The 25,747-nt window shown below is 67.2% G+C and carries 23 protein-coding genes and 1 pseudogene; 5 read left to right on the top strand and 19 right to left on the bottom strand.

The genetic code is table 11. From position 1 onward, the window contains the following. Positions 1-5: 5 nt before the first annotated feature. The 17 genes and pseudogenes from AC3ITM_RS05250 to AC3ITM_RS05170 all read right to left on the bottom strand — a co-directional run bounded on the left by AC3ITM_RS05250 (position 6) and on the right by AC3ITM_RS05170 (position 19,214). The gene (locus AC3ITM_RS05250) at positions 6-2,582 is read right to left on the bottom strand and encodes a fimbria/pilus outer membrane usher protein (protein ID WP_489268935.1); all 2,577 of its coding nucleotides are present in this window, start codon (positions 2,580-2,582) and stop codon (positions 6-8) included. A 233-nt stretch (positions 2,583-2,815) separates the two neighbouring features. Beyond that, positions 2,816-3,583, bottom strand: coding sequence for a fimbrial biogenesis chaperone (locus AC3ITM_RS05245; RefSeq protein ID WP_489268933.1), 768 nt, complete (start codon positions 3,581-3,583; stop codon positions 2,816-2,818). Positions 3,584-3,677: 94 nt separating this feature from the next. Further along, complete coding sequence (locus AC3ITM_RS05240) at positions 3,678-4,328, bottom strand: fimbrial protein (protein WP_489268931.1); 651 nt, start codon at positions 4,326-4,328, stop codon at positions 3,678-3,680. Positions 4,329-4,431: 103 nt separating this feature from the next. Beyond that, entirely contained in the window at positions 4,432-5,007 is a 576-nt protein-coding gene (traF, locus tag AC3ITM_RS05235) for a conjugative transfer signal peptidase TraF (protein ID WP_489268929.1), read from the bottom strand. Further along, entirely contained in the window at positions 4,991-5,941 is a 951-nt protein-coding gene (locus AC3ITM_RS05230) for a fimbrial protein (RefSeq protein WP_489268927.1), read from the bottom strand. The genes traF and AC3ITM_RS05230 overlap by 17 nt, the downstream gene beginning before the upstream one ends. A gap of 54 nt (positions 5,942-5,995) precedes the next feature. After that, a pseudogene (locus tag AC3ITM_RS05225) lies at positions 5,996-6,454 on the bottom strand (transglycosylase SLT domain-containing protein); the annotation flags it as partial. Then, a complete protein-coding gene (gene trbL / locus AC3ITM_RS05220; RefSeq protein ID WP_489268925.1) occupies positions 6,444-9,461 on the bottom strand; it encodes a P-type conjugative transfer protein TrbL in 3,018 nt (1,005 codons plus the stop codon). The gene trbL and the pseudogene AC3ITM_RS05225, both read right to left, overlap by 11 nt. A 99-nt stretch (positions 9,462-9,560) precedes the next feature. Further along, entirely contained in the window at positions 9,561-10,481 is a 921-nt protein-coding gene (locus AC3ITM_RS05215) for a TrbJ/VirB5 family protein (protein ID WP_489268923.1), read from the bottom strand. 100 nt (positions 10,482-10,581) lie between these two features. After that, on the bottom strand, positions 10,582-11,862 hold the full coding sequence (locus AC3ITM_RS05210; RefSeq protein WP_489268922.1) for a TrbI/VirB10 family protein: 1,281 nt from the start codon (positions 11,860-11,862) through the stop codon (positions 10,582-10,584). Beyond that, a complete protein-coding gene (locus AC3ITM_RS05205; RefSeq protein WP_489268921.1) occupies positions 11,863-12,297 on the bottom strand; it encodes a hypothetical protein in 435 nt (144 codons plus the stop codon). Positions 12,298-12,299: 2 nt separating this feature from the next. After that, positions 12,300-13,190 (bottom strand): P-type conjugative transfer protein TrbG, encoded by an 891-nt coding sequence (gene trbG, locus AC3ITM_RS05200; RefSeq protein ID WP_489268919.1) that lies wholly within the window; start codon positions 13,188-13,190, stop codon positions 12,300-12,302. A gap of 11 nt (positions 13,191-13,201) precedes the next feature. Continuing rightward, positions 13,202-13,921, bottom strand: coding sequence for a VirB8/TrbF family protein (locus AC3ITM_RS05195; protein ID WP_489268917.1), 720 nt, complete (start codon positions 13,919-13,921; stop codon positions 13,202-13,204). Continuing rightward, positions 13,918-16,455, bottom strand: coding sequence for a VirB4 family type IV secretion/conjugal transfer ATPase (locus AC3ITM_RS05190; RefSeq protein WP_489268915.1), 2,538 nt, complete (start codon positions 16,453-16,455; stop codon positions 13,918-13,920). The genes AC3ITM_RS05195 and AC3ITM_RS05190 overlap by 4 nt, the downstream gene beginning before the upstream one ends. Then, positions 16,452-16,763, bottom strand: a complete 312-nt coding sequence (locus tag AC3ITM_RS05185) for a conjugal transfer protein TrbD (protein ID WP_489268913.1) — start codon at positions 16,761-16,763, stop codon at positions 16,452-16,454. The genes AC3ITM_RS05190 and AC3ITM_RS05185 overlap by 4 nt, the downstream gene beginning before the upstream one ends. Before the next feature lies 1 nt (position 16,764). Beyond that, positions 16,765-17,166, bottom strand: a complete 402-nt coding sequence (locus tag AC3ITM_RS05180; protein WP_489268911.1) for a TrbC/VirB2 family protein — start codon at positions 17,164-17,166, stop codon at positions 16,765-16,767. Positions 17,167-17,174: 8 nt separating this feature from the next. Then, positions 17,175-18,158, bottom strand: a complete 984-nt coding sequence (gene trbB, locus AC3ITM_RS05175; protein WP_489268909.1) for a P-type conjugative transfer ATPase TrbB — start codon at positions 18,156-18,158, stop codon at positions 17,175-17,177. Between the two features lie 330 nt (positions 18,159-18,488). Then, positions 18,489-19,214 (bottom strand): LuxR C-terminal-related transcriptional regulator, encoded by a 726-nt coding sequence (locus AC3ITM_RS05170; protein ID WP_489268907.1) that lies wholly within the window; start codon positions 19,212-19,214, stop codon positions 18,489-18,491. Positions 19,215-19,671: 457 nt separating this feature from the next. Between AC3ITM_RS05170 and AC3ITM_RS05165 the strand changes: the two genes are divergently transcribed. After that, a complete protein-coding gene (locus AC3ITM_RS05165) occupies positions 19,672-20,364 on the top strand; it encodes a response regulator transcription factor (RefSeq protein WP_489268905.1) in 693 nt (230 codons plus the stop codon). 73 nt (positions 20,365-20,437) lie between these two features. Here the strand turns inward: AC3ITM_RS05165 and AC3ITM_RS05160 are convergent, their stop codons facing one another. Beyond that, complete coding sequence (locus AC3ITM_RS05160; RefSeq protein WP_489268903.1) at positions 20,438-20,923, bottom strand: hypothetical protein; 486 nt, start codon at positions 20,921-20,923, stop codon at positions 20,438-20,440. A gap of 458 nt (positions 20,924-21,381) precedes the next feature. Next, a complete protein-coding gene (locus AC3ITM_RS05155) occupies positions 21,382-21,618 on the bottom strand; it encodes a hypothetical protein (RefSeq protein WP_489268901.1) in 237 nt (78 codons plus the stop codon). A gap of 244 nt (positions 21,619-21,862) precedes the next feature. Between AC3ITM_RS05155 and AC3ITM_RS05150 the strand changes: the two genes are divergently transcribed. From AC3ITM_RS05150 to AC3ITM_RS05135, 4 genes are all read left to right on the top strand, one after another. Then, positions 21,863-22,399, top strand: a complete 537-nt coding sequence (locus tag AC3ITM_RS05150) for a GNAT family N-acetyltransferase (RefSeq protein WP_489268899.1) — start codon at positions 21,863-21,865, stop codon at positions 22,397-22,399. Further along, the gene (locus AC3ITM_RS05145) at positions 22,396-22,728 is read left to right on the top strand and encodes a non-heme iron oxygenase ferredoxin subunit (protein ID WP_228886189.1); all 333 of its coding nucleotides are present in this window, start codon (positions 22,396-22,398) and stop codon (positions 22,726-22,728) included. The genes AC3ITM_RS05150 and AC3ITM_RS05145 overlap by 4 nt, the downstream gene beginning before the upstream one ends. A 107-nt stretch (positions 22,729-22,835) precedes the next feature. Next, entirely contained in the window at positions 22,836-23,234 is a 399-nt protein-coding gene (locus tag AC3ITM_RS05140; RefSeq protein ID WP_489268897.1) for a hypothetical protein, read from the top strand. A 153-nt stretch (positions 23,235-23,387) separates the two neighbouring features. Continuing rightward, positions 23,388-25,700 carry a catecholate siderophore receptor Fiu gene (locus AC3ITM_RS05135; protein WP_489268895.1) on the top strand — a complete coding sequence of 771 codons (2,313 nt, stop codon included), beginning with the start codon at positions 23,388-23,390 and terminating at the stop codon, positions 25,698-25,700. The last annotated feature ends 47 nt before the right edge of the window (positions 25,701-25,747 follow it).

The raw sequence follows: 25,747 nt of genomic DNA, 5'->3' as shown, positions 1-25,747 counted from the left end.
TGCGGTTACGGCAAAGAGGTTCGGGAGATGGTTGAGTCGCCTGGGTCGGCATCGGCAGGAATCGCATTCGGCGGTGGCGCTGTCGAGACCCTTGCTGACGCCGCGCCGACTGCAAACCAGATATCCTGACGACACACCGCCTGGTCGATCAGGTCAGGCGCCTGTTGGCGCTGCGCGCCGCGTGCGGGCAGTTCGTAGATAATCTGGCACTGCTGGTCGGTTTTTTTGCCCCAGCGCACAGTCAGTACGCCCTGCGCATCATTGCTGCGCACCTGCAGCCGGCTGCCCTGGCCCACGCTGCCGACGCTGTTGCCGGCCTGGTCGAACACGCTGGCGGCGAACGGCAGGGTGCGCCCATCGGCTTGGCGGGCCTTGATCAGCACCGCGCGGCCGCTGTCGGTGACGTACTCCAGCCGCACCACCGCACCGTGCCGCGGCGCGACCATGCGCGAGGTGGTCTTCAGTTCCACATCGGTGGACATCCCGCGCGGGTCCAGCTCCACCGTGTTGAATCGGTACGGCATCAGCGACGGCACAAGCGCATAGCCGCGTGCATCCACGCGCGCGCCATCGCCGCCACCGACCTTGGCGCCGGCCGCATCCGGGGCATGGATCAGGCCGATGGTCTCGCCCAGGCTTGGCGCCAGGGTCAGCCCGCCGGCATGCACGGCGATGCCGCCACTGAGATCCAGCGAGGTACTGCGGTAGTCATCACCCCGCGAGTAGCTGCCGCCGACGATCGCCTGCGGTGCCTTGTACTGCGCGCTGGCGCCGGCCGAGGATGCGCCGGGCCGGTGCGCGGCATTGAAACCGTACTGCAGTTGCCGGTCGGCACCGGCGGTGCCGTTGATGCCCAGGTTGATGCCCAGGTCCTGGTTGCGGTCGTGGCGCAGGGTGGAATGCAACTGCGGGGTGCGCTCGCTGCGGCCCAAGGGCAGGGTCATGGTCAGGCTGACCTCGTTGTCGCTGCGCTGGTCGGACAGCCGGGTGGAGCGTTGCGCGGCCAGGCTGTAACCCAGCTGGCGCCAGCTGTTGCTGTAGCCCAGCGAATAGCTCAGGGTGCGGCCGCCGCGGTTCCAGTAATCCTGGCTGGACGCGCTGGCGTACAGCGCCCCGCCCTGGCGGCCCAGGGTCTGGTTGACGGTGCCTTCCAGCCGGCTGCGGTAGCGGTCGATGCTGCGCGGCAGCTGGCCCTGTTCGAGCTCGGCGCGCAGACGCAGGGCCTGGTTGACATCCACGTAGCCCTGTGTGGAATAGCGGTAGGCGCCCACCGAGAAACTGGTTCCGGCCCCCGGCAGCTGCTTGCTGTAGCGCAGCTGCAGGCTCTGCCCGTCCATTGGGCCTTGCGGCAACGCCAGTCGGGACTGAGTCAGATCCAGCGACACCGCCCCGATCGGCGTGTTGAGCGCCGCACCGATCTGGCTGGCGGCGTAATGTTCGCTTTTGAGCGCACCGGCATAACCGGTCACCGCATTGCTCAGGCCGCGCTGCAGCTGTGCCTGCACCAGGTAGGGCCGGTAGCCGTACTGCACCGAGTCGACATGCCCGGCGCTGAGCGCATAGCGGCTGTAGCCAGGGCGTAGCAGCCGCGCGGTACCGGTGAACGGCACCACATACGAGGTTTCGCGGCCGTCGGCCTCGCGCACCACCACCTCCAGATCCCCGCCGTAACCGACTGCGTACAGGTCGTCGATCTCGAACGGGCCCGCCGCCACGGTCAGCTCGCGCAGCACCACGCCGCGTTGCTGCACCCGCACCAGCGCATTGGTCTGGGCCACCCCGCGCACCACCGGCGCGTAGCCCACCATCGACTGCGGCAGCATCCGGTCATCGGTGGCCAGTTCCAGCCCGCGCAGGCGCACGCTGCCGAACAGATCGCCGCGCGAGTACAACTGGCCGACCAGGAACTGCGATTGCAGGGCGACGATATCGCGCTGGGCGAAGGTGCTGCTGGCCTGGTACTGGCTGCCCTGGCCTTCGCTCCACGCCAGCGAGCCCTGGTGGCGCAGCAGCCAACCGCCGGCGTTCAGCCCGGCGCGCAGGCCGAGGTAACCGCGCGTGCTGGCAAGGCCCTGCACGCGGGTGTCGTAGAGGTTGGCGTTGTAATGCAGCAACGCGGCAGGCACGCCGCGGTCGAATTGCGCCGGCGACACGAAGTCGCGCGGGCGCCGCGCTAGGTACAGCTGCGGCACCTGCACCGCCAGCGCCTGCTCGGCCGGGTCGAAACGGGCGCTGGCGCCAGGCACCCACGCCTCGATGCTGCGGCACGCCTGATCATCGGCAACCGCTGCAGTGCCTGCGGCATCGGCATCGACACGCTCCAGGTCGACCCCGAAGCGGTCCAGCATCAGCCGGTCGACGCACAGCTGCGTGTCGTCCTGCCCGTCCGGCGCCTCGAAGCGCAGCGACTCCGGGCCCACCGACTGGCCGTTGACCTGCACCGATGCCGGATACACACCGGGCAGCACGACATTGCCCCGGTTGAAGCGCGACAGGTCGATCCTGGCACTGCCGGGAAACTGCCCCGAGCGGAACTCCACGCTGCGTGGAACCGGTGACGGATCGGCCAATGCCGTGCCCATCGTGAACGCCGATACCAGTGCAACAGCCAACCTATGGCGGTGGCGCCTGCAGTGTACACCTGCCTCTAGATCCGAATGAAAATACATGACTGGTCGATGGCCTATTGCCTGCGGGGCACGCGCCTGCGCACCAGCGGCGCCGACCCCGTGCGCCCGCGGACGAAAAAGAAATGGGCAGCCCACCCCCACAGGGGGGGGAAGGACCGCGCGTCAAGCACCTGCTACGGACAGAATCAGCGGTCATCCCCGAACGAAAGCGGCGCCACCGATTCGATCCTGTTGCCATAGTCGCCAATGGTCACGAACGCGACCTGCGCACCAGCGCCAGGGCGCCCGGTCAAATCGGGAAACTCGAACTGCTGCTGCGCATGCGGCGCCACCATGTTGGCGGCGACGTGCTGGCCGCGCTTGTAGGCGGTGCTGTGCGGCCCGTCGACGAGCTTCAGCGCCGCGAAGGAAACAAAATACGGAGTGGGGTTGCGCACCTGCACGATCGCGCCACGCTTGCCCTGCGCCGGATGCAGCGACCACTGCAGCTGCTGCGGCACCTTGTCGGCGGCCGGCACCAGCCCCTGCGGACGAAACAGCGTTTTCAACCGGGTGCGGTAGGCGAACTGCAGCAACTTCGGGCTATCGCCATTATCGGCTCCCGACGGCGGAATCTCCAAAACGTTCAACCAGAACAGGCTCTCGCGATCGCCCGGCAGCGGTTCGCCGGTATAGGACAGACGCAGCGCCTGCGCGCTGCCCGGGTCCATCCGGAATACCGGCGGGCTCACCACGAACGGCACCTCCACCGTGTCCGGCGATGAATCCTCCTGACCATCGTCCAGCCAGATCTGCAGCACACTGGGCTCATGCTCGGCCAGGTTGTTCAGCCGTACCGCCACCTCGCGCTCCTGCGCGGGATAGATCACCCGCGTCCCCGAAATCACCACCTTGGACTGCGCCGCGCCAACCACCAGCAGCAACGCCATCACTCCCATAGCACGCATCATCATCGCCATTGCCCATCGTTGCGGTAGTCCCTGGTGCGGGCCTGCACGTGGCAGGCCCGCAAGCCTGGCACCGGTTGCGGCGCCCTTTCAGCAGACCTCAGTCGTAGACAACCGAGAAGCCCACGGCCGATTCCACCGCACCCACGGTGGCAGCACCACCGTTGGCGTACATGCGCACGATCAACGGAATGCGCGCCTGGTTGTTGACGATCTCGTAGCCGGCCGAATCGTCGTTGGCGATATCGATCACCGAACCATCGATGTTGGTGAACTGAATCTGCACGTTACCGGCCGGCCCAGTGGTGGCCGTGTTGTTCAGACGACCGGTGGTGAAGTCGATGGCCGGGCTGGCCGGGTCGAACCGCACATAGGCGGTATCGCCATTGGTGCAGCCCACTTCACCCGGGGCACCGATGCTGATGGTCACCGCTTTGTCGCCAGCGGTTTGTCCCGCGGCGGCCAAACTGGCACGACTGATACCCAGCAAGTCAACATCCTTGACCACGGTACCACCACCCGGCGGCTCGCCTTCGATGGTGCAGGTAGTCGCAGTGACGGTACCGACAATGTTGATCACGCCGTCGTTGGCCGCGTGCGCTGGGTTCAGTGCGGCCATGCCCAGACCGGCAGCCAGCGCCGCCGAAATACCAAGATGCTTCATGTAGATTGACTCTCCATTGATGTAGTGCAACCGAAGGTTGCGCCCCTCGCGACCATCGCGACCGCCGGCACCGAATCGTTCATGCACCGGGGGATAGGGGGCAAACGATTATCTCGGCTCTGCTTTTCGGCGTATCTGGGGCGAGCCCCAAAACATCTGGCTGTTTTCCGAATTTCATTGAATGCTGCAATCACCAGGTCCACACCGGCCGCACAACGTCGTCCACCTGCCAGCGCACGATCGGCCCGAAGTAACGCGCGTCGAACGAGTTGCCATTGACGTCAGACATCAGCAGCAGTTCGTCATGACCCAGGCGGCGTTCGCCCAGCACCAGCACCGGCATCGGCCGGCCGGCGCCGTCGGCGCGCAATGGCCGGCTGTGCGGCAACAACCGACCGTTGACATGCACGCCACGCGCATCGATGGCCACCGTATCGCCGGCCGCGGCCATCACCCGCTTCAACAACGGCCGCACGCCCCCGGGGCAGCTGCCCGGGCGCAGGTAGCCGCGTTCGTTGGCCAGCGCGAACACCGGCCGCTCCAGCTCAGGACAGAACGAGGCGTAGCGGCCCGGCTCCGGCGCGTGGTGCTGCACCCAGTACACGCCATAGGCCAGGCTGGAACTGGTGTTCAGGCGTGCACCGGCTGCGCCCAGCAACGGCAGCACCGCCGCGGCCAGCAGCAGGCCCCCCACCACCTGCCGACGGCGGCGGCGATCGGCCAGCCAGCCCGACGGCGCACCGTTGCGGTCAGTCGTACTGCACATTGACCAATACCGTGCTGCGCGCCGGCCCGGACACCAGGTCGCCGGCGATGCGCTGGAAGCGTGCGCGGAAGCCATATTCACCACCGGCCGCCACCGCCGTCATCGCCAGCCCGCCGCCGGGCGGGATATCGCTGCCGGCGGCATTCTGCAGGCGCACCGCCACGCCACCGGCGCCGCCGGTCACCGCAAACAACTCCGGCCGGCCCACCGCTGCATCACCGGTAAAGGTGAAGCGGGCCTCGCTGAACTGGGTCAGGTCGCAGTCTTCGGACACCAGCGTGAAGTCCTTCCACGGGCCACCACCGTCGCCGCTGAAATCGCGCGGGGTGATCCGGCCCAGGTCGACGGTCTGATTCAACGAGGCGGTAGTGACCGAACAGGTGGCCAGGCGGAACGGGATGTTGTCGAACATGATCCGGCGCCCACGCAATGCATCGATGCGGGTCTCGGCCACTTCGACCGCGCCGCCGGCGCCAAGCACCCCACCGGTGAAATCGCCGGCGATGCGGTAGAAGCCCACATGCAGGGTACCGTCGTTGGTCAAAGTATAGCGCGCCGGGTTGTCGACATTGACCACGAACGGGAACGCGCGGCGGGTGCCGCCGGTCGGTTCCCATTCGAACTTGACGCCCACACCAGGCAAGGAAGTGCGATAGATGTCCGGCAGCTCGGACGGCACCAGACCAATGAAACGGCTGTCGACCACCGTCAGCCCCGAGCAGGTCGCCATCGCCCGACCGTCGCCAATGGCGGAGGCAGACTTGATCAATGCACCGACCGCCGCATTCTGTTTGATAGGAATGGCATCGCTGCCCTGGATCGGGAAGCTGACCAGGTTGTTTAAGACGCAGCTGGCGGCCTGCGCAGCGCCCGGCGCAAGGGCCAACGCGCCGGCCAGGAGCCCACCAAACACAGGAAATTGCAGTTTCATCATGGGGTTCTCATTGATTGCATGGGAAAGCGCCGCGCCAGGGCCGCCTGCTCATCCGGCCCGAGCCGGGGCCGACAGCCCGACGTCGTAAGTGGGGAAGTACTGATCCAGCCACCGCCCCCAGTGGGCGGCGCGGCGGATCAGCTGCGCGCGGTAGCGTTGGTTGTACTGCGGTGTGCGCGAGTGGTAGTTGGCCGCGCGCGTCCAGATATCGCCACGGTCGTCGCGCAGGTGGCCACGTAACCGCCAGGCGGCCAGCTCGTACGGATAGCAGCCGGCGACGGCCACATCGGCACTGCTGATGCCATACCGGGCCAGATCCTTGAGGTAGGCGGTATTGAACTGCATCGCGCCCACATCGAAGCTGCCGTTGCGGTTGCGCACCCACTGCCCGGGGCGGCCGCCTTCCTGTTCGGCCACCGCCAGCACGATATTGGCCGGGATGGCGTACTTGATCGCCGCGGCGATCGAGCAGATCACCCGCTCCTCATGCTGCGGCGGTAGATCAATGCCCATCCTTGTCTCCTGCGTGCGGTATATCCGGCGACGGCGACGCATCGTTGCCGTGCGACGGCGGCGCCGATGCGGCGTGCAGCGTGCTGCCGGCCGCCGCGGCAGATGAAGGTCGTGCCGGTGCCGTCGCCGGCTCCGCGGCTTCACTGCCGGCCGCAGCCGATGCGGGTGCAGAGGCCGGCGGCGTGGGCGCCGGCCGGGCCGCCGGCAGCACCGGCGCCTGCGCGGCGGATGGCGCGATCGACGATGCAGCGGGCGTTGCCACCGGCACTGCGCCGGCCTGCGGCAGGGCAGCGCCGTGGGTGGACACGGTATTGCCCGTCACCCTTGCATCCGGCATCGATGGAGCGGTTCCGGCCTGCCCAGCGGAGGAGGCAAAAACAGAGGTTGGCGGGAGCGGCGATAGCGGTGCCGTCCCACCGCTGGCAGCAGCGGCGGCCTCCACGCGCACCGGCATCACGGGCTGCCCGGGCGCAGACTGCACTGACGGCGGTACCTGCGCCCGCGTCGGCGGCAGCGGCGAGGGCTCGTCGCCTGCGGCCGGCCCTACCCCGCCCACGGACGGTACCCGCGGGGTTGCGGCCATCGGTGCGTCAACGCTGTGCATCGGTGGCTTGGCCGCAGCGGCGTCGGCGGCAACCGGCGTTGCCGCCGACAGCGGCGCGCCGGCACCGTCAGGGGCCGGGCCAGACATCGGCTCCGCTGCGGGCGCATGCGCAGAAAGTGTCGTCGACACCGGCACGACCTCCCGCTGCGGGCCATGCGTCGCAACGTACGCATCCACGCCTGGCAGCGGGCGTACAGTGCCCTCGGTCGACGGCGATTCCCGGTGCGGCGGCATGCCTTGCAACGGCGCCACCAGGCGCGCGTCGCCGGCGGCCGTACCCGGCACCTGCAGCGCGGGCGGCAGCCCGGGCGCCTGCGACGGGGCAGGCGGCGTGGTCTGCAACGTCGGAAGCGCGCGCGCCGTGTCGTTGTCCGTGCCGGGCAGCGGCACGCTTGCCGGCGCTACCGGGACAGCGCGCTCAGCCGCGGCAGTGGCGGCGACAGGTATCTGCGGCAGTTCCGGTGATGGCTGTGGCGGTGCGTCTGCGGCGACCTGCGGCGGCCGGTCGACGGCATTGGGCATGTGCTGCTGCAATGGCATGCTCTTGTCCGATGGCAGCGACGATGCCTGGGGCGTGTCGAGCGATGGCCGCTGTGGCGGCAGGACCGAGGTTTCCAGGTTCAGCTGTGTCGCCTGCCAGTCCGCCGTTGCCGCTGGCATGGCGGTGTGCCGTGCAGCGCGCAGCGCGTCATCACGATCCAGCGGCTGGGCGGACGGCTGGGCCAGCGGCGGCAACATGCTGCGATTCCGCTCGGCGACGGCCTCGACGTCGATGCCATCGAATGCGTTTGCAGCCGGTGCCAGCGCGGCGGCCAGCGGCGCATCGGGGGCAATCGCTTCGGCGCCGGGCGTCGGCGTGCCTGCGTCCGAGTCAGTAGCGGTGGCCGCATCGCGCAGTGGTGCTGCGGCCTGTTCGGCCGGCGCTGTCGCTCCCCCGCCCGCGGCAGCCGCGGCGGCGTTCGCCAGCAGATCGCGGCCACCGTCCGGACCACCGGCCGACTGCCCTGCCCGCCGCCCACCGGCCGGCGTGGCGGGCAGCGCGTCGACACCGCCCTGCGCCGATGGCGGCGCGGTCGCTCCTGCGCTGGTGGTATGGGATACCGCTCCGGCCGACACCGACGGGAACGCCGCAGCAGCGGCACCGGCACCCACCGCCGGCGCACTGCTCGGGCGCCCGGCGGCGGGCGTCGCCACCGGCGCACGCGCCACCTCGTGCGGTGCGGCGGTCGCGGCGAACACGCTGCCCACCGTGGTGCTGCCGTAGTCGTTGTTGTACAGCGTATGTGTGGACAGCACCGAGGCCGGCAGCGTCGCGCCAAGGTCGCTGGCGTGAGTGCCGTCGGCCGTGCTGGCGGCATGCACGGCATGGGGCGCCGGCGTAGCCGTGGCAGGGTCGCCGCGGTACGCCGCGTACAGCGCCTGGGCGCCATGGCCGGCGCGGTCGATGCCACTGGCAATCGCGGTGCCGCCCATCGCCAGCACCCGCCCGCTGAAACTGCCGCCATCATTGCCGCCGCCAAAGCGTGCCCCCAGCACGATGCCCGACACCAGCGCCGGAATGCGCACCAGCAGCGCCAGTAACACAATCGCGGCCACCAGCATGATCGCCAGGTTCGGCAGGGTGATCGCAACGACTACATCAGTGCTGTAATCGCGCAGGAAGATTTCGCCGGTGCCGGCCAGCAGCAGCATGGTGAAATAGGCCATACCCACCGCCAGCACGTGTTTGTAGTAGTTGACCGCCATCCCCGAGGTCCAGCGCGCTCCGCCGAAACCGAGCAGGAACAGGCCGCCAAAGGCCAGGATCCAGAACATCACCTGGATCACCATCATGCTCACCGCAGCCAGCGCCACCAGGACCAGAATCAGGGTGGCCAGCATCAGACCGACGATCTTGTCGGCATCGGTCCAGGAATGCTCACCGGACTGCCGGGCCACTTCAAAAAACACCTCATAGCCGCTGCGCAACAGTGCGGCCGGGCGCAAGCCAGGGCCGCCGCCGTCATTGGCCGCGCGCTCACCGAGGATCTTCATGCTGTCCAGGATGCTGTGGATCAATCCGTCCGGGCCGCCACCGCTGCTCAGCAGCCACCAGAAGATGCCGGTGAGCACCACAAAGCGCACCAGCTCGGCGAACAGCTCGCCAAAATCGGCGTGGCGGAACACCATCATCGCCATCGTCCAGGTCAGGCTAATGGTGGCCAGGGTCCAGAACAGCCAGTTCGCCGCCGTCTGTACCTCCAGCAGCCACAGCGCCAGAAGCTCGTCGAAGCGACGCAGCAGGTTGTCGACCGGATACGGATCGACCGCAGCATGGGCGATACCGGGGGCCAGCAACAGGGCCAGGCAGCACAGCGCGACGCAGCAGGGCAGGTGCTTGGCGGAGGGATCGAACCAGCTCATCAACGTCTCATTGTCCTGTCTATACAACGCGTGGCAGGGAAGCACACGCATGGACAGCGCCGGACCGCGAAGCGGTCCGACGCCGTTGTTACCCTTGATTTACCAGCGTCCAACCGCTTCGGCATTCAGGTCCGGAGCAGCCCGCAGGCGGCGTTCGGCCACCGCTTCGCGCGCGCTGCGTGCGGTGACTTCTTGCGCGCGCACCACCTGGGCATTCTGGTCGGCCAGCATCAGCGCGCGCATCTGCATCATCTCGGCGGTCTGCGCGGCGGCGATCTGGTTGGAGAACACCGCCTGCATGCGCGAGCCCATATTGGCGGTGGACGCCTCGGTCAATCCTCTCAATCGGTTGCTGTCATCGGCGAATGCTCGCGCCTGCTGATCAACGGCCTGGGCCTGCACGGCGTTGCTGTCCATCATCGACTTGAAGCGTTTGTTGTCGTGGTCGACCAGCCCATCCAATACCTGCCGCGAGTCGGCCATGTAGGCCTCGGCGCTGGCGTAGTCGCCGAACTTGCCGACGCCATAGTTCACCGGAATGGGAATGATGATTTCACCGGGATCACCGTTGCCGATGCAGTTCTGGTCACCGTCACTGACCCGCAAACCACCACCATCGCCGGTACCGATGTTGCAGTAGTAGTTGTTTTCCTTGTAAATATTGGCGATTTGTGTGTTGTGATTGGTCACATTCTCGTTATGAGTGTTGAACTCATCGTAATAGCTGATGACGTTGCTATTGTGCACTTCTACATTCTTGTTGTGCACTTCTACATTCTTGTTGTGCTCTTCGTTATTGATGTGATAGATGGTATCGCTACTCCCCATGTGGTTGAGACGATCAAGTACCAGATGCATTTTCAGTGCAGTGGCCACATTGGCCACCGAGTTCGTGGTATTCACGGCCAGATTGGCACCATCAAGGACCGGCATGACAGCCTGCGCCGGGCTGATCGAGGCTAGCGCCAGCGCGCTCGTCACAGACAAGGACAAGGACAAGGACAAACAACGGTGTTTCATCGCACACTCTCCTGAAAGATGCCCGGACGGGCAGGGATGGCCGATCGTCGCAACGATTGGCCCGACTGCAGGAAAATCCTGCGGCCAATGGGTCGGAAATTCAGTAGGTCATCGGCACATAGGGGCGATCGAAGTCCAGGTCTTTGACCACCATTACGTTGAAACGGAACCCTGGCCGAACTTCCAGCGTGGGCGCGATATTGAGGTTCTTCTGGAACAGCTGAACCAGCGCCTGGCCCAGGCTCTGCCCCAGTGCCTGGCTGATTGCGCCGCCTGCGGTGACACTGCCGTTCACGTCTTGGTTCCGATCTTTCTGGCTCAACTCCACCCCGGCAATCACACCTGACAGCAGCACCGCCTGGCCGAAGATGCGCAGGTAATGGTTGTTGACCTGGTCCTGCATGCCTGAATAGCCAGCGCCATCGGCGCCCGGCATGGCGCCGATATCCATCGCGCGCCCATCGGGGAACACCAGCCGCTGCCATGCAACCAGCACGCGCCGCTGCCCATAGGCCACCTCGCTGCTGTACGCCCCAACAAGGCGCGTGCCCTGCGGAATCACCCGGTGGCGGCCGGTGGCGGTGTCATAGACGTCCTGGCTGACCTGGCCGATGATCTGCCCGGGAAGGTCGGAATTGACGCCGGAGATCAGCACCGCCGGAATGACGAAGCCGGCGCGCAGGGTGAACGGAGTACGTGGCGCCTCGACCCGGCTGTCCAGCTGCCAGCGATCGCCCTGGCCGCTGGGAGCGAACTGGGCTAGGTCGTTCTTGCGCTGAGGTTGCTCGGCATCAGGTCCACTGAGCCGACGACGCAGATCTTCATACGATTCCGCAGGCAGATACGGCGATGGCCCACGACTGGCAGCGGATGCGTTCGAGCCTGCATCGCCACCGGTCGGCGCCTGCCCACCCTGCAACTGCTTGGCAGTGAGCACGCCGGTGCGCGCCGACAAGGCCTGCTGTACCTGCTGCAGCCGCAGCACGCGCAGCCGCTGCAGCTCCGGGTCCACGGTTTCGGCCTGCTCCGGCGGCATCGGCGGGCCCTCGTCATCGCCCAGCCGCGCGATCGGCACCACCAGCGGCGGTGGCGCACTGGCCGCCGGCGCGGCTTCGGGCACGATGCCATCGGCCTGGCTGCCGACCAGCTGCTGGGCCATCGACAACGCCGTCGGCGCGGCGCTGCTGACCATGGCCGGTGCCGACACCGCAGTGGCCGGGTCGGCCTCGCCACGGCCGCTGATCACCACCACCAGCACCAGTACGAACACCAGCCCGACCCCGCCGATCAGGTACAGCGGCAGGTTGTTGACCCGGCGCACACCGCTGCGCACGGCCGCCCCGGCCGCATCGCCCGGGGCATTGGATTGGGATTGCATCATCTATTCTCCGTGCGACCAGGCGCCGATCGGTGCCATCTGCGCGTTGCCGGCCCTATAGACGCGCGACAGCGTGCGTGGACCCACCCGCAGACTCAGCCGGTACACACCGGCATCCAGCGGTTCAAACACATAGTCCAGCGGCGCACCTTCACTGGCGGCCGCCGTGCCACGCGCGGTGGCCGCTTCCTCCACCGCATACCCCTCGCGGCGCAGGCGGTCGACCAGGGCCAGCCCGAACGCGTCGGTCGCCGGCCGCTGCAGCACCCAGCGGGTGGCCCCCGGCGGGTACCAGCCGGCCAAGCGGCCTACCGCGTCGGCGGCCACGCTGCCAAGCCCCGCAGGGGCGCTGGCCAGCACCGCCGCCGGCGTAGCCACACGCGGGGTGACCGCGCAGCCGCCCAGCACCATTGCCGCACCCAGTAGCGCCAGGCGCATGCTCAACTCCCCCGCCGCACGGTGATCTTGCGTTGGCCGCGGCCCACCCCGGTGACCAGGATGGCGTGGTCCAGCACCGCATCGACGATGTAGCGGTTGCCCTGCACGCGGTAGTTGACCAGTACGGTTTCATCGGCACCGCGCGGCGAGCCGTTGTCGCGGATCGACAGCAACGTCGGCGCCTCGGTCTGGGCCATCGCCTTGGGCATCTCGATGATGGTCTTGGTGCCATCGTTGTAGACGCGCAACGGCTTCCACGGCGCGCTGCCGTTGAGGGTGTAGTTGAAGTCCAGGTTGCCCAGGTATTCGCCGGTAGCAGGAATCGTGCGCGCCTGGCGCTCCTGGCTCTGCACCCGCTTGATCGCTTCCCAGCGCGCGGCCACTTCGTCGCCGTAGATGAAACCCACCCGCGGCAGGAACTCGGTGCGGTGCGAACGCAGGCCGATATGGTAGGTGCGGCGGTTGGTGGTCACCACCAGCGAGGTCTCCAGGCCCACGTCCAGCGGCTTGATGATCAGGTGCTGCAGCGCGCCCGGCCCGCCGCCGGTCAGCGCCGGTTCGACCAGCCAGCGCACCGCATCGCCCAGGTGCACCGAACTGACCACTTCGCCGGGCTGCAGTTCGACATCGCAGACCTGCATCACCGCACACACCACGGTGGGCTGGCCGGCACCGAACAGGAAACGGATCGCGCCGTCGGCCGCGGCCACCGGCTGCGCCCGGCTGGCCGGATTGGCCTGCCACTTGCGCGCCAACGCCACCGCGGCGCGGGCCTGGTCGGACAGCGGCGGCTCGGGGGCGTCCAACAGTTGCTGAAGGGCCGCCGGTTCGGCGGCGGCGATGGGGGCGGCCGGCGACAGGGCCAGCGCGACAAACAATGCAAGATATTTCATAGGGACTCTTTTCAGTTCTGCCTGGACCACGAGAAATCGGTGATGAAAATGCCCAGCGGGTTGTCGCGCAGCTGCTGTTCGCTGGCGTCGGAAGGCTGGTTGGCCACCTGCACGCTGACCAGTGCGCGCATCCGGGTCGGTGCGGCGGTGGGCTTGCCGCTGCGGTCGTGCACGGTTTCGATCCAGTCCACCTGCCAGGATGCGGCGCTCTGGGCCAGCACCGACTCGATCTGCACGCTCACCGTTTCGCTGGCCGCGCGCTTGAACGGGTTGACCGTGTCGGCGCCGTTGAGCCACTCATTGGTCTTGTGCGTGGCCGCATTGCCCGCCGCCAGCACCGCATAGGCGCGCAGGATCGCCTTGCGCTGCAGCGCGGTATCGGGGGTGACCGTGCGCAGGTCGCTGATGAAGGTGGCCAGAGTGGCGCGGATCACCCGCGGGTCGGCCGGGGTGGCACGGTCGGCCACGCCCACCGCCAGCGGCTGGCCCAGCTTGTCCACTTCCACTACGTAGGGCACAAACCGGGACTGGCTGCCGATATGCACCAGCCCGCCCACGCTGGCCAGCACGATCAGCAGCGCGATCAGGCCGACCAGCTGCCAGATCCGCCGCGAGGCGACCAGGGCGCCCACGTGTGCGTTCCAGGCGCGGCGCGAGGCCAGGTAGGGGTTGGCCGGCAGGTCGTCGGGCAACGGCGCGCCGGCGGTACCGGTTGCGGTCTGGTCTGTCATCGCGTGGTTCCATAGTCGTGAAGGCTGAAGCCCTTGATCCGGGCCCATTCGTGCACCCAGGCGTCGCCGTGGCGCTGGCGCAGGGCTTGGATGGTGGCGATCGATTCGCGGTCGCTGCTGCCGATGAAGGCCAGCGCCACCGGGCCGATCGCCAGGTCGTACAGGCGCCGGCCCAATTCGGACACGTAGTAATAATGGCGCTTGGGCACCGCCCCGGCGAGGATCTCGATCTGCCGGTCGTTCAAGCCCATGCGCCGGTACAGCGCCGACGCTTCCTCGTCGCGCGCATGCACGTTGGGCAGGAAGATCTTGGTCGCGGTCGATTCCAGGATCACATCGAGGATGCCGGAGTTGGCCGCATCGCTCAGGCTCTGGGTGGCCATCAGCACTAGGCAGTTGCTCTTGCGCAGCACCTTGAGCCACTCGCGGATCTTGGCCTGGAACACCGGGTGGCCCAGCATCAGCCAGGCCTCATCAAGGATGATCGCGGTGGGCTGGCCGTGCAACGAACGCTCGATGCGGCGGAACAGGTACAGCAGCACCGGCAGCGCGAAGCGCTCGCCCATGTTGAGCAGTTCCTCGATCTCGAACACGGTGAAGTCCGACAGCGCCAGTGCATCGTGCTCGGCATCGAGCAGGTGCCCCATCGCGCCGTCGCCGGTGTACTGCTCCAGCGCTTCGCGCACCGCGCGGTCCTGGATGGTCAGGCAGAAGTCGGACAAGGTGCAGGCCCCGCTGTCGTGCATGCTGGTCAACGCATTGCCGATCTCGTTGCGCTGCGCGGCACTGGTCTGCAGGCCATTGAGGGCCAGCACGGTGTCGACCCATTCCAGCGCCCAGGCGCGGTCGGCCTTGCTCTGCAGGAACTGCAGCGGGCAGAACGCCAGCCGCTCCTCGTCCACGCCGATGTTGTAATGGTGCCCACCGCAGGCCGCGGCCAGCGCGAACATCGACATGCCCTTGTCGAAGCAGTACAGCGACATGCCCGGGTAGCGGCGCAGCTGGGCGGCGATCAGGCCCAGGTGGGTCGACTTGCCGGCGCCGACCGGCCCGAAGATGAAGGTATGCCCCACGTCGCGCACATGCAGGTTGAGCCGGAACGGGGTGGCGCCCTGGGTCACGCAGCTCATCAGCGGCGGCGCGTTGTCCGGGTACATCGGGCACGGCGCGCGGTTCTCGCCTGGCCAGATGGTGCTGGTGGGCAGCAGGTCGGCCAGGTTCATGGTGTTGAGCAGCGGCCGCCGCACGTTCTCCACCCCATGCCCGGGCAGGCTGCCCAGGAACGCGTCCATGGTGTTGACGGTCTCGATGCGCGCCACGAAGCCCAGCGCGTTGACCACCTTTTCGACCTGGCGCGCGGACTGCTCCAGGCGCTGCCGGTCCTCGTCCATCAACACCACCACGCTGGTGTAATAGCCCTGCGCGACCAGGCCGCTGTTGACCTCGGCGATCGCCGCCTCGGCATCGGCCACCATCATCAACGCGTCCTGGTCGATGGTGCCGCTGTTGGTGTTGAAGATCTGGTCGAAGAAGCCGCGCACCTTCTGCCGCCACTTCTTGCGGTAGGCCTCCAGGTGCTTCACCGCCTCGTGCTGGTCCATGAAGATGAAACGGTTCGACCAGCGGTACTGGCATTGCAGCTCGGCCAGCGCACTGAGCATGCCCGGGCTGGATTCCAGCGGGAACCCCTCGATCGCCACCACCTGCACGAACTTGCGCCCGATCCGCGGCACCACCCCGGTCCACAGCTCCTGCCCGCCGATCAGCGCATCCAGGTAGATCGGCAGGTCCGGCAGCCGCACCGGCTGGTCGATGCCGGTCACGCAGTGCTGCAGCCAGCGCAGGAAATCGTCGTGGCTGATCCGCCGCCCCACCTCGTCGTTGCCGGGTACCGCCTTCAACCGGCGCAGCTGCACCGCTGCGGCCAGGCGCGATTCCAGCGAGCCGCATTCGCGGCGGAAATGCTCCAGCAGCCGCGCGGTGGTGCCCTTGTCGCCGCGCACCTTGTTGTCATCGTCGAACATCAGTTCAACGAACCGGCGTTGGGCCAACATCGGCGCGAAGTAGGTCACCGTCAGCACGAAGTAGCCCTCGTACATCACCCCCAGCCCTTCGAACAGCCGCCGGCGCTCTTCGTCGATGGCCGCGGTGACCGGGTCGGGGAAATGCGAGGCGCCGGCGGCGGTATAGCTGGGCGCCTGCTGGCGCACCGCGTCGACATGCACCATCCAGCCATTGCCCAGCCGCGACAACGCCTGGTTCAGCCGCAGCGACACCGCTTCGCGCTGCGCATCGGTACTGCTGGCTGCGTCATCGCCACGGTACAGCCAGGCCGCGCACAGCGCACCGCTCTTGCAGACGATGATGCCATCATCGACCACCGCCGCATGGTTGAGCAGGTCGGCCAGCCCGGCCGCACCGGCGCGATGGCGCGCCAGCCGGTCGGCGGCCTGCGCCTGCCGCGCCTGCGCGAACAGCCACACCAACAGCGCGCTGCCGACCACGGCCAGCGCCACGGTAACGATCACCATCATGCGTACTGCCTGGCCTGCGCGGGGGTATTGATCCGGAATGGGGTGGAGCGTGCGGCGTAGTACGCCTGGTAACGCCGGTTGCGCAGGTACACCTTGCGCAGGCGCGGGTCGGCCTTGGCCATCTGCCGCAGCAGGAACAGGGCGACAAACCACAACGCCACGCCAATTACCGCTGAAACCAGCGACTGCACGCTGAACACCAGCACCACCGACAGCAACCCGGACAGCATCACCAGCTCGCGGTCGCCACCCATGAACAGGCTGTCACGGTTGCCGGCCCGACGGATCGGCACACGTCGCAATGCCATGTCAGCACAGTCCCTGGCTGACCAGCGAGACAACAAGCGGGGTACCGGCATCGACAACGGCACCGGTGACGGCGAACAACTTCTCCAGCACGCCCACCGCGCTGACAATCAACCCGATCACGAGCACCACGAAGACGATGGAGCGCATGAAGCCACTCATGTCGCCGCCAAAGATCAACATCGCCCCCGCCGAAACAACGCCAATCACCGAAATTCCGAAGGCAACCGGCCCGGTGATCGATTTCATGAGCTTCTCCAGGCCATCCTCGTAAGGCAAACCAGCCCCACCGGTCCCACCAGCCAGAGCTGCACCAGGTACCGCAAGCAGGAGAAGCAACAGGAACATGGTCAACGTCATCCGATTGCGATCCGGAATCAGTCTTTTAACAGTAAACATCGACATCTCAACTCCTACAGGGTGTGTAATTGGTATTGGCCGTGCGCATAGCCCTGCACACGCACCAACTGGTTGATCCGGCGCCCATGCCCGCTGCGCTCGATATGCACGATCAGGTGCACGCAGTCGCCGATCAGCGGTTCGATCTGGCTGGGTGCGTCGGCGTGCATGCTGACCAGCATCGACAGCCGGCTCAGCCCGGCGATGGCGTTGTTGGCATGCAGGGTGGCCGCGCCCCCTTCATGGCCGGTGTTCCAGGCCATCAACAGGTCCAGCGCCTCCGGCCCGCGCACCTCGCCGACCAGGATGCGGTCCGGGCGCATGCGCAGCGAGGCGCGCAGCAGGCCGGTCATGCCCACCTGCGGGGTGGTGTGGTACTGCACGAAATTGGCCGCCGAACACTGGATCTCGCCGGTGTCTTCGATGATGAAGATGCGCTCGTCCGGGTCGCACACCACCATCTGCTGGATGATGGCGTTGACCAGCGTGGTCTTGCCCGAGCCGGTGCCGCCCACCACCAGGATGTTGCGGTGCGCGGCCACCGCCTCGGCGATCACCTCGCGCTGCAGCTGCGTCATCACCCCGCTGTCGACGTAGTCGTCCAGGTCCATCACTGCCACCGCCTTCTTGCGCAACGCGAAGGTCGGCGCGCTGACTACCGGCGGCAACTGCGCGGCAAAGCGCGAGCCATCCAGCGGGAATTCGGCTTCGATCATCGGCTGGTCGCGGGTGATTTCCAGGCCATGGAAACCGGCCACGGTCTTGATCACCGCTTCGGACTGCGACTGGCTCATCACCCCGATGCAGCGCATCGGTTCGCCCAGCCGCTCCTGCCACAGGCGGCCATCGGCATTGAGCATCACCTCGATGGTGCGCGGGTCGTTCAGCGCGCCCAGCAGGCACTCGCCGATATCGCGACGCAGCTTGCCCCTGGCACGCGATGCCATCGTCACCGTGTCGGCGAGCGAAGGCGTTACGGAATCAACGAGGCCGTGCATGAAGGTGGATCCTGGAAGACTGCGGGAATACGCGCTGGGCAACCTCGCCAGCAAGCCGATGCATCCTAGTGACCGCACCCGGCCGGGTCTCTAGACCGCCCCCGAAAGCGCATGGCGATTTTCCTAAGGCCACGCTCAGTGCCGGCGGGCAGCGCCCCGCTGCAGGCGTCAAGCGCGCGCACGGCCGCGATCGGCGATGGCGACCGGGCGTGGCGGCAATATCTATCCAGAACCCTTCGTGTACCAGTCCGCCGCGCGATGACGGCAGCCTGCGCGGCAGCACTGCAGCGTGCAGGCCGGCCCATCACACGGCCGACGTTGCGGGCTGGATCAGACCCCGGCGTCGAACAGCGCGAACAGCTCGAAATCGCTGTTGATATCCAGCTTGCGGAACGCACAGCGCTTCTGCGTGCTGATCGTATGCGCGCTGCGCTCCAGCTTGTGCGCGGTCTGGCTGACCGACAGGCCGGCCAGGCAACAGCGCAGCACATCGCGTTCGTGTTCGGTCAACCAGGGATGGTCCAGTACCGCCAGCGCGGCATTGACATCGGTGCGCCGGTAACGCGACAGGGACGCCGCGGGGTCGCGGGCGATCGGCGTGTGCCCGTTGGCCAGGGCACGGATGCCGGCCACGATCTCCGCATACGGCCGCAACCGGCTGATCACCCCGCCCGCGCCGGCGCGCATGACCATGTTCACCAGCCCCGGGCTGGCCGCATCGGTGAGGATCAGCAGCCGTTGCTGCGGGCGCTGCTCGCGCAACACGCGGATCAATGCGATGCCGTCCAGGCTGTCGGCGGCCAACGCGTAGTTGCTGACGATCACCTCACCCAGCGCATCCGGCGCAGCTTCCAGCAATGCGCCGACATCGGCGAAGCAGCGACCCACCTGCAGCCCCGGCTCCTGGCCGAGACGCCAGGCCAGCGCCTCCCGGTTCAACACCAGGTGGTCGAGCAGGGTCACGCCGATGCGTGCGCCGGTGCCGACGGGAGGGTTGGCCGACGGCTGTTCCGCGCCCGGGTGGAAGTGCGCATCGCAATGCTGCAATTGGTTCACCTGGCGACTCCGTGGGGACAGGGCGCGCACCATATCACGCCGCTTGAACACCCTCGGGGCCGTAACCGATACCCCGTGTCGCCCCCATCCAGACCGTCCGCGCAGGACCACGCAACCACCCCCAACGCCTCACTGGAAAGCCGGCCCGGCTTCGGATTCACCCTAGACACTTTCGCGCCAAATCTAAAGATCGCTGCCCGATGCTGCACCTAAAATTCTGCACCTAGGCTTGGCCTCGCCATCGGATGGCAGACAGCCCCCTTCCGCCACCCCGGCAGGCTTTTCGTACGGCGCCGCACAACGCGTCCGCTCCTTTTGGTCTCTGTTGCTGGCTGGCCCGTGTTCCAGGGCAACGGCCGCGGCGCACTGCCACATGAGTATCGATACCTGTTACCTATTGATTCGCTAACAACGATCACTTGGATGGCCAAATCCATCGGTCCGAGGACGCCCGCCCATGTACCCAGTCCCCTCGTACTCCCCCCCGCTCCCCCATCGCACCGACCCGATCCGGGTCGCCGTGCTCGACAACCACCCCACCCTGCTGCAACTGTTGGCCGAGCGACTGGCCGTGCAGCCCGGACTGACCTTGTGCGGCGCCTGGACGCACAGCGATGGCCTGCTCGCCGGCCTGGCCGACAACCCGGTCGACGTGGTGCTGATGGAATACAGCCTGGGCAACGACGACATCGACAGCAGCCCGTTGATCAGCCAGATCCGCCAACGCCACCCGCAGGTGCGCATCCTGGTGTTTTCGGCCCATGACAGTGCCCTGATCATCGCCGGCGCCCTGCAGGCCGGCGCCCACGGCTACCTGTGCAGGACCGCCGACTGGCCCACCCTGATCGACGCGATCGGGCATTTGACTACCGCGCAGCGCCGCCCTGCCCGAACACGGCCCACCTACCCGGACCCCGAGATGAGGCTCAGCCCGCGCGAGCGCGACGTACTGCGCCACAGCCTGGCCGGTGCCAGCGTTTCCACCCTGGCCAGGCTGCAGGGACTCAGCGAGAAAACCATCAGCACCCAGAAGCGCGCGGCCTACCGCAAGCTGGGCCTGCACGGCGACGCCGACCTGTTCCGGCTGGCCGATCTGGTGATGGCCCTGGTCGACGAAGCGCCCGCCACCTCACGCCCGCACGCGGCGTAGACGCCGCAGCGGCCGGAACCTGCGGGCAGGCAGGAGTGCGGCACAGGACGCCGCAGCGGCAACGCGCGGGCGGTTACGGCTCCGGCGAAGGCGATGCCGGCCACGGCGCATCCTGCGCACGGGCGATCTGCTCGACCAGCAGCAGGGTCGACGGATCGCCACTGCCATCATGCGAGCGCTTCGCCGCCGCCAGCGCCTCATCCAGATACGCTACATGCTGTTCCGCATCGGGCTCATCCTGCGCCTGCGCAAAGCGGCGCGCGGCATGGTGGTACAACTCCTGCGGATCGCCCAGCTTGCGCGCCCGCGCCCGCCAGTTCTCCACCGCCACCGCTTCGGCAGGGCTGGCCTCGTAATGCGCGATCAAGCGTTTGATCGCCGCCAGGTCATCGGTCTTCGCCACCACGATGACCGCCGCCTCTTCATCGGCAGACAGATAGGCAGAATCGGTGGGCGCGGCTTTCTGGCAGGCGAACAGGGCAGGCAACAACAGACACAGCAGCGAATACCGCTTCATCGATAAGGCACCAGTAGGCAGGAAGGAGTGGCAGTGCCACACGGCACTGCGCTACTGCCTCGATTGCCGGGTGATGCCATTGCAGCATCCGCCGTGTCTTACAGGCAGCCGAATCATCCTAGGCGCGCGTGAAGGCCGGCACCAACGCAGTGTTTCAATGAACTATCGTTGGTCGATTCATCGCGCCATGCCAAATGCGATGGATGTACGCATCTTTTCAATGGGTGTGGTGTGGTGGTGCCACCACTACGAAGCGCGCATCCCACAATAAAGCCATTGGCACTTTCGGCCGAGGTCGGCCCTTCCGCACGGGTAGGCAACGCTGCCGAAAGCGCCACTAGGTGAAGAGGTCTCGGCAAACCTACCTGGGGCGGACCTTGTGCCGTACGACCACGGCTACCAATGATGGCTTCATTCTGGGTAGAGCCTGCGGAAGCGGTCATATTTCCACGACTCCGGGGCAACACCGATAGACTAATTTTATCAAGCCAGCCCAGTACTTACTCCGCTTCCCGGAACACGACAATCTCCGCCCCCTCACCATCGCCATCTTCCGCCGCACACCAGTCAGAAAGGTGCCGATGCTCCCAGTGCGGAGAACTGTCCATTTCATCTGCGCATTCCATCAGGAACTTGGCAATCCTTCTTGCCGTCGCCGGCCCCAACTGCAGCGTGACCTCTTCGAGGTGAACCGGATATTCGTTAACAGCTTGCTTGCCGAACAATTTCACATTCATGTTGGACCTTCAGCTCTCCGTTCCAATAAGTTTTCCTCGCACAAGGGCTTGAGCATTTCACACGTCGCCCCCGGTTGCTCACCCCACTCTATGGCAACGGCATCCGACCACGGGTCGGATCTACCGCCGGCAACCGCAGAATCTCCCGCGTAGAGCCCGGCGCTACGCTTTCATTCCGCACCGAGGTGACCGGCAGGAACACCGCCCCCTCCCCGTGCCCGCCCGCCCCGCCTAGAATGTCGGCATGAGCACCCTAACCTTCCGCGCGGCCACTGCCGCCGACATCCCCGCCCTGATCACCCTTGTCACCTCGGCCTACCGCGGTGAAGCCAGCCGCGCCGGCTGGACCACCGAAGCGGACCTGCTGGACGGTGCGCGCATCGACGCGCAGGGCCTGCAGGCCGACCTGGCCCAGCCGCGCTCCAGCATCCTGCTGGCCGAGCGCGAGGGCCGGCTGCTGGCCTGCGCGCATGTGGCCGATGACCACGGCAAGGGCTATTTCGGCATGTTCTCGGTCGACCCCACCCTGCAGGGCGGCGGCATCGGCAAGCAGTTGATCGCCGCCGCCGAAGCCCACGCCGCGCGCGAATGGGGGGTGTCGGTGATGCAGATGACGGTGATCGACGTGCGCGAGGAGCTGATCGCCTTCTACGAGCGCCGCGGCTATGCCCGCACCGGCATCAAGAAGCCCTTCCCCTACGGCGACGCGCGGTTCGGCACGCCCAAGCGCGATGACCTGCGCTTTGAGATCCTGGAAAAGCCGCTGGCGGCCGGGGCATGAGCGCGACCTGGACCTTCGTCTGCGCCAGCGCCGAGTTGCTCCCCGGCGAGATGAAGAGCACCTTCGACGAGGTCACCGGCACCCCGATCGTGGTATTCAACCTGGACGGCGAGCTGTATGCGCTGGAAGACCAGTGCACCCATGAGGAGTTCGAGCTGTCCTCGGGCACCTTCGATACCGCCGAGGCCAGCATCGAGTGCGTGCTGCATGGCGCGCGCTTCGATATCCGCGATGGCCGCGCCCTGTGCGCGCCGGCCTATTCGCCGGTGGCCCGGTTCCCGGTCAAACGCGAACACGACGGGGTGTGGACCCGCGACGACCGCGACTGAACGCCATCGGGTAGCAACCGTCCGGCGTCGCGCCCGACTGGTTATGCGAATCATTATCGTTTCTGTTATCGTATTGCCTCCGATTGCCCGACCCTGCCCGTCTTCCGATGGCTTGCGAACGTGATGCCGCCGCTGCTGCACGACTGCCTGCGCTGCGCCTTGGCGTAGCTGCAGTGCTGTGCCTGCTCGGGCTGCTGTGCGGGGTATATCCGACCGGACTGACACGGCCGGCCGCGGCGGAATCGCCGATCACGGTGGCCGACCCGGGCCAGCGCAACGGGCTGCCGTTGCCGCCACTGCCCGAACCGGCCCTGCATGGCGCCAGCCGCGTCGAAACCGATCCCGATCCCAGCCGCAGCAGCCCCGGCGGCCCCCTGCCGGGCCGCCCCGAATACGTGGCACGGGCCGCTGCGCCGGCCGGCCATGCGTTGCCACCGGTGGGCCTGGTCTTCCGCCCCAAACCCCAGCGCCTGCCGCCCTCCCAGGCACCGCCCGCCCTGGCCTGAGCCTGCCGGCGCGCTGTCCATGCGCGCGCCGCGCGGCCCGCCTGCACGCCCGCTGCTGTTTTTTCGTTGATGCCCTCGTCCAGCGTGCATGGCCGCCTGCCATTGCGCGCCGGCCCTGCCTCCGTCTTTTTTCGTTTTCCAGGTCTTTCCACCATGATCAAGAGCCGCAAACACTCCTCCCCCGCACGCAGCGCCGCCAGCCTGGCCACGGCCAGCCTGGTCACCGGCCTGGGGCTGGCCGTCCTGCCGGGCGCGGTCCTGGCCCAATCCAGCCCGCAGACGCTGGACCAGGTGCATGTGCTGGGCGTGCGCGGCTACAAGGCCGACAAGGTCGCCTCGCCGAAATTCACCCAGTCGCTGCAGGACACCCCGCAGACCGTCCAGGTGATCACCAGCGACCTGTTCAGGCAGCAGGCCGCCACCACGCTGACCGAAGCACTGCGCAACAGCCCGGGCGTGGGCACTTTCTACGCCGGCGAGAACGGCAACAGCAACACCGGCGATGCCATTTTCATGCGCGGCTTCGATACCTCCAGCAGCATCTTCGTCGATGGCGTGCGCGACATCGGCTCGATCTCGCGCGATGTGTTCAATACCGAACAGGTGGAAGTAGCCAAGGGCCCGGCCGGTACCGACAACGGCCGCTCGGCACCGACCGGCGCGATCAACATGGTGAGCAAGCAGGCCAACCTGCACGATGCGGTATCGGCGACGGTATCGGCTGGCAGCGACAGCCAGAAGCGCGCCACCGCCGACTGGAACCAGGCACTGGGCGCCACCAGCGCGCTGCGCCTGAACGCCATGTGGCAGGACAGCGACCAGCCCGGCCGCGACCACGTCAACAATTCGCGCTGGGGCATCGCGCCGTCGCTGGCGTTCGGGCTGGGCACCAACACCCGCTACTTCCTCAACCTGCTGTACGTGGACCAGGACAACGTGCCCGACGGCGGCGTGCCGACCCTGGGCCTGCCGGGCTGGACCGCCCAGCCCACGCTGGAGCAGTTGACCGGCCACCCGGTCAACCCGGAGAACTTCTACGGCACCCGCGCCGACCATGACGATGTCACCGCGAAGATGGCCACGTTCCGCTTCGAGCACGATTTCAACGACGCCGTGCGCCTGACCAACACCGCGCGCTGGGGCCGCACCGAGCAGGATTACCTGCTGACCGCCTTCATGGGCACCGGCGCCCGTGGCGGCAACGGCGCGCCCACCGGCAACATCCGCTACGGCAACCCGGCCGACCTGGGCAGCTACACCCTGGCGCGCAGCCTGCCCACCTTCAAGGACCAGCAGAACACCATCCTTACCGACCAGCTCAACCTGCGCGCGGATTTCAGCACCGGGCGCATCGTGCACAACCTGAGCACCGGGCTGGAATTCACCCGCGAAGAACTGAAGAGCTTCGGCCAGGCCGCCACCGGCGGCACCACCTGGTCGCCGGCCAACCTGTATGCACCGGACTGGAACGCCACCGGCCTGACCTGGGCGCACAACGGCGCCGACAGCCACGGCAAGACCACCACCTCCTCGGTATACCTGTTCGACACGCTGCACCTGGGCGAAAGCTTCCTGCTGACCGCCGGCCTGCGCGCGGACCATTACAAGACCCAGTACCAGAGCGCGTCGGTGTGCGGCGGCCGCGGCCCGGCCTGCGGCAGCAACCCGGTCGGCACGGTGCTGCGCAATCCCTCGCTGGAACACTCGGACACCCTGCTCAACTGGAAGATCGGCGCGGTCTACAAGGTCGATGACATCGTCAGCCTGTACGCCAACTACGCCCTGTCCCAGCAGCCCCCCGGCGGCAGCAACTTCCAGCTGAGCGGTTCGGCCAGCAGCGCCGACAACCCCAGCCTGGACCCGCAGAAGGCCAAGACCGTCGAAGTGGGCACCAAGTGGAGCTTCCTGGACGACAACCTGGCCTTCAACGTGGCGCTGTTCAAGACCGAGGTGAGCAACGAGATCAACACCCAGGTGCTCGACGACGCCGGCAACCCGACCCAGACCGGCAAGAAATCGGTGCAGGGCATCGAGGTGTCCACGGTGGGCCGCATCACCGACAACTGGTCGGTATCGGCCGGCTACAGCCACCTGGATACCGAGGTGGAGGAAGGCGCCAACGTGGCCGCCGACGGTACCCGCAACCTGACCTACACCCCCGGCGACGCCTTCACCGGCTGGACCAGCTACAGCTTCCCGTTCGGCCTGACCGTGGGCGGCGGCGTGCGCTACGCCGGCCAGATGCACCGCGGCACCGATGGCGCGGTGGGCACCCCGGCGTTCACCAAGTCCTACACGGTCTACGACGCGGTGGCCTCCTATGAGATCAACCCGCACCTGGTGCTGCGCTTGAACGCCTACAACCTGTTCGACAAACAGTACGTGGCCGCGATCAACAAGAGCGGCTACCGTTACACCCCGGGCGCCCCGCGCTCGTTCCTGCTCAGCGCGGACATCCGCTTCTGATGCAGTGGCGGCGCGAGGGGCCATCCCCCCGCGCCGCACGAGGATCG

The organism is Stenotrophomonas sp. KH_029 (assembly GCF_057839765.1).
The sequence above is the reverse complement of the archived record's forward strand: the minus strand, read 5'-3'. Positions and strand labels throughout refer to the sequence as shown.

Bases quoted from the DNA above. Each gene is read 5' to 3' on its own strand.
- AC3ITM_RS05250 (WP_489268935.1), bottom strand. From the start codon at position 2,582: ATGGGCACGGCATTGGCCGATCCGTCACCGGTTCCACGCAGCGTGGAG.
- AC3ITM_RS05245 (WP_489268933.1), bottom strand. From the start codon at position 3,583: ATGATGATGCGTGCTATGGGAGTGATGGCGTTGCTGCTGGTGGTTGGC.
- traF (WP_489268929.1), bottom strand. From the start codon at position 5,007: ATGTGCAGTACGACTGACCGCAACGGTGCGCCGTCGGGCTGGCTGGCC.
- AC3ITM_RS05230 (WP_489268927.1), bottom strand. From the start codon at position 5,941: ATGATGAAACTGCAATTTCCTGTGTTTGGTGGGCTCCTGGCCGGCGCG.
- trbL (WP_489268925.1), bottom strand. From the start codon at position 9,461: ATGAGCTGGTTCGATCCCTCCGCCAAGCACCTGCCCTGCTGCGTCGCG.
- AC3ITM_RS05215 (WP_489268923.1), bottom strand. From the start codon at position 10,481: ATGAAACACCGTTGTTTGTCCTTGTCCTTGTCCTTGTCTGTGACGAGC.
- AC3ITM_RS05210 (WP_489268922.1), bottom strand. From the start codon at position 11,862: ATGATGCAATCCCAATCCAATGCCCCGGGCGATGCGGCCGGGGCGGCC.
- AC3ITM_RS05205 (WP_489268921.1), bottom strand. From the start codon at position 12,297: ATGCGCCTGGCGCTACTGGGTGCGGCAATGGTGCTGGGCGGCTGCGCG.
- trbG (WP_489268919.1), bottom strand. From the start codon at position 13,190: ATGAAATATCTTGCATTGTTTGTCGCGCTGGCCCTGTCGCCGGCCGCC.
- AC3ITM_RS05195 (WP_489268917.1), bottom strand. From the start codon at position 13,921: ATGACAGACCAGACCGCAACCGGTACCGCCGGCGCGCCGTTGCCCGAC.
- AC3ITM_RS05190 (WP_489268915.1), bottom strand. From the start codon at position 16,455: ATGATGGTGATCGTTACCGTGGCGCTGGCCGTGGTCGGCAGCGCGCTG.
- AC3ITM_RS05185 (WP_489268913.1), bottom strand. From the start codon at position 16,763: ATGGCATTGCGACGTGTGCCGATCCGTCGGGCCGGCAACCGTGACAGC.
- AC3ITM_RS05180 (WP_489268911.1), bottom strand. From the start codon at position 17,166: ATGTCGATGTTTACTGTTAAAAGACTGATTCCGGATCGCAATCGGATG.
- trbB (WP_489268909.1), bottom strand. From the start codon at position 18,158: ATGCACGGCCTCGTTGATTCCGTAACGCCTTCGCTCGCCGACACGGTG.
- AC3ITM_RS05165 (WP_489268905.1), top strand. From the start codon at position 19,672: ATGTACCCAGTCCCCTCGTACTCCCCCCCGCTCCCCCATCGCACCGAC.
- AC3ITM_RS05155 (WP_489268901.1), bottom strand. From the start codon at position 21,618: ATGAATGTGAAATTGTTCGGCAAGCAAGCTGTTAACGAATATCCGGTT.
- AC3ITM_RS05150 (WP_489268899.1), top strand. From the start codon at position 21,863: ATGAGCACCCTAACCTTCCGCGCGGCCACTGCCGCCGACATCCCCGCC.
- AC3ITM_RS05145 (WP_228886189.1), top strand. From the start codon at position 22,396: ATGAGCGCGACCTGGACCTTCGTCTGCGCCAGCGCCGAGTTGCTCCCC.
- AC3ITM_RS05140 (WP_489268897.1), top strand. From the start codon at position 22,836: ATGGCTTGCGAACGTGATGCCGCCGCTGCTGCACGACTGCCTGCGCTG.
- AC3ITM_RS05135 (WP_489268895.1), top strand. From the start codon at position 23,388: ATGATCAAGAGCCGCAAACACTCCTCCCCCGCACGCAGCGCCGCCAGC.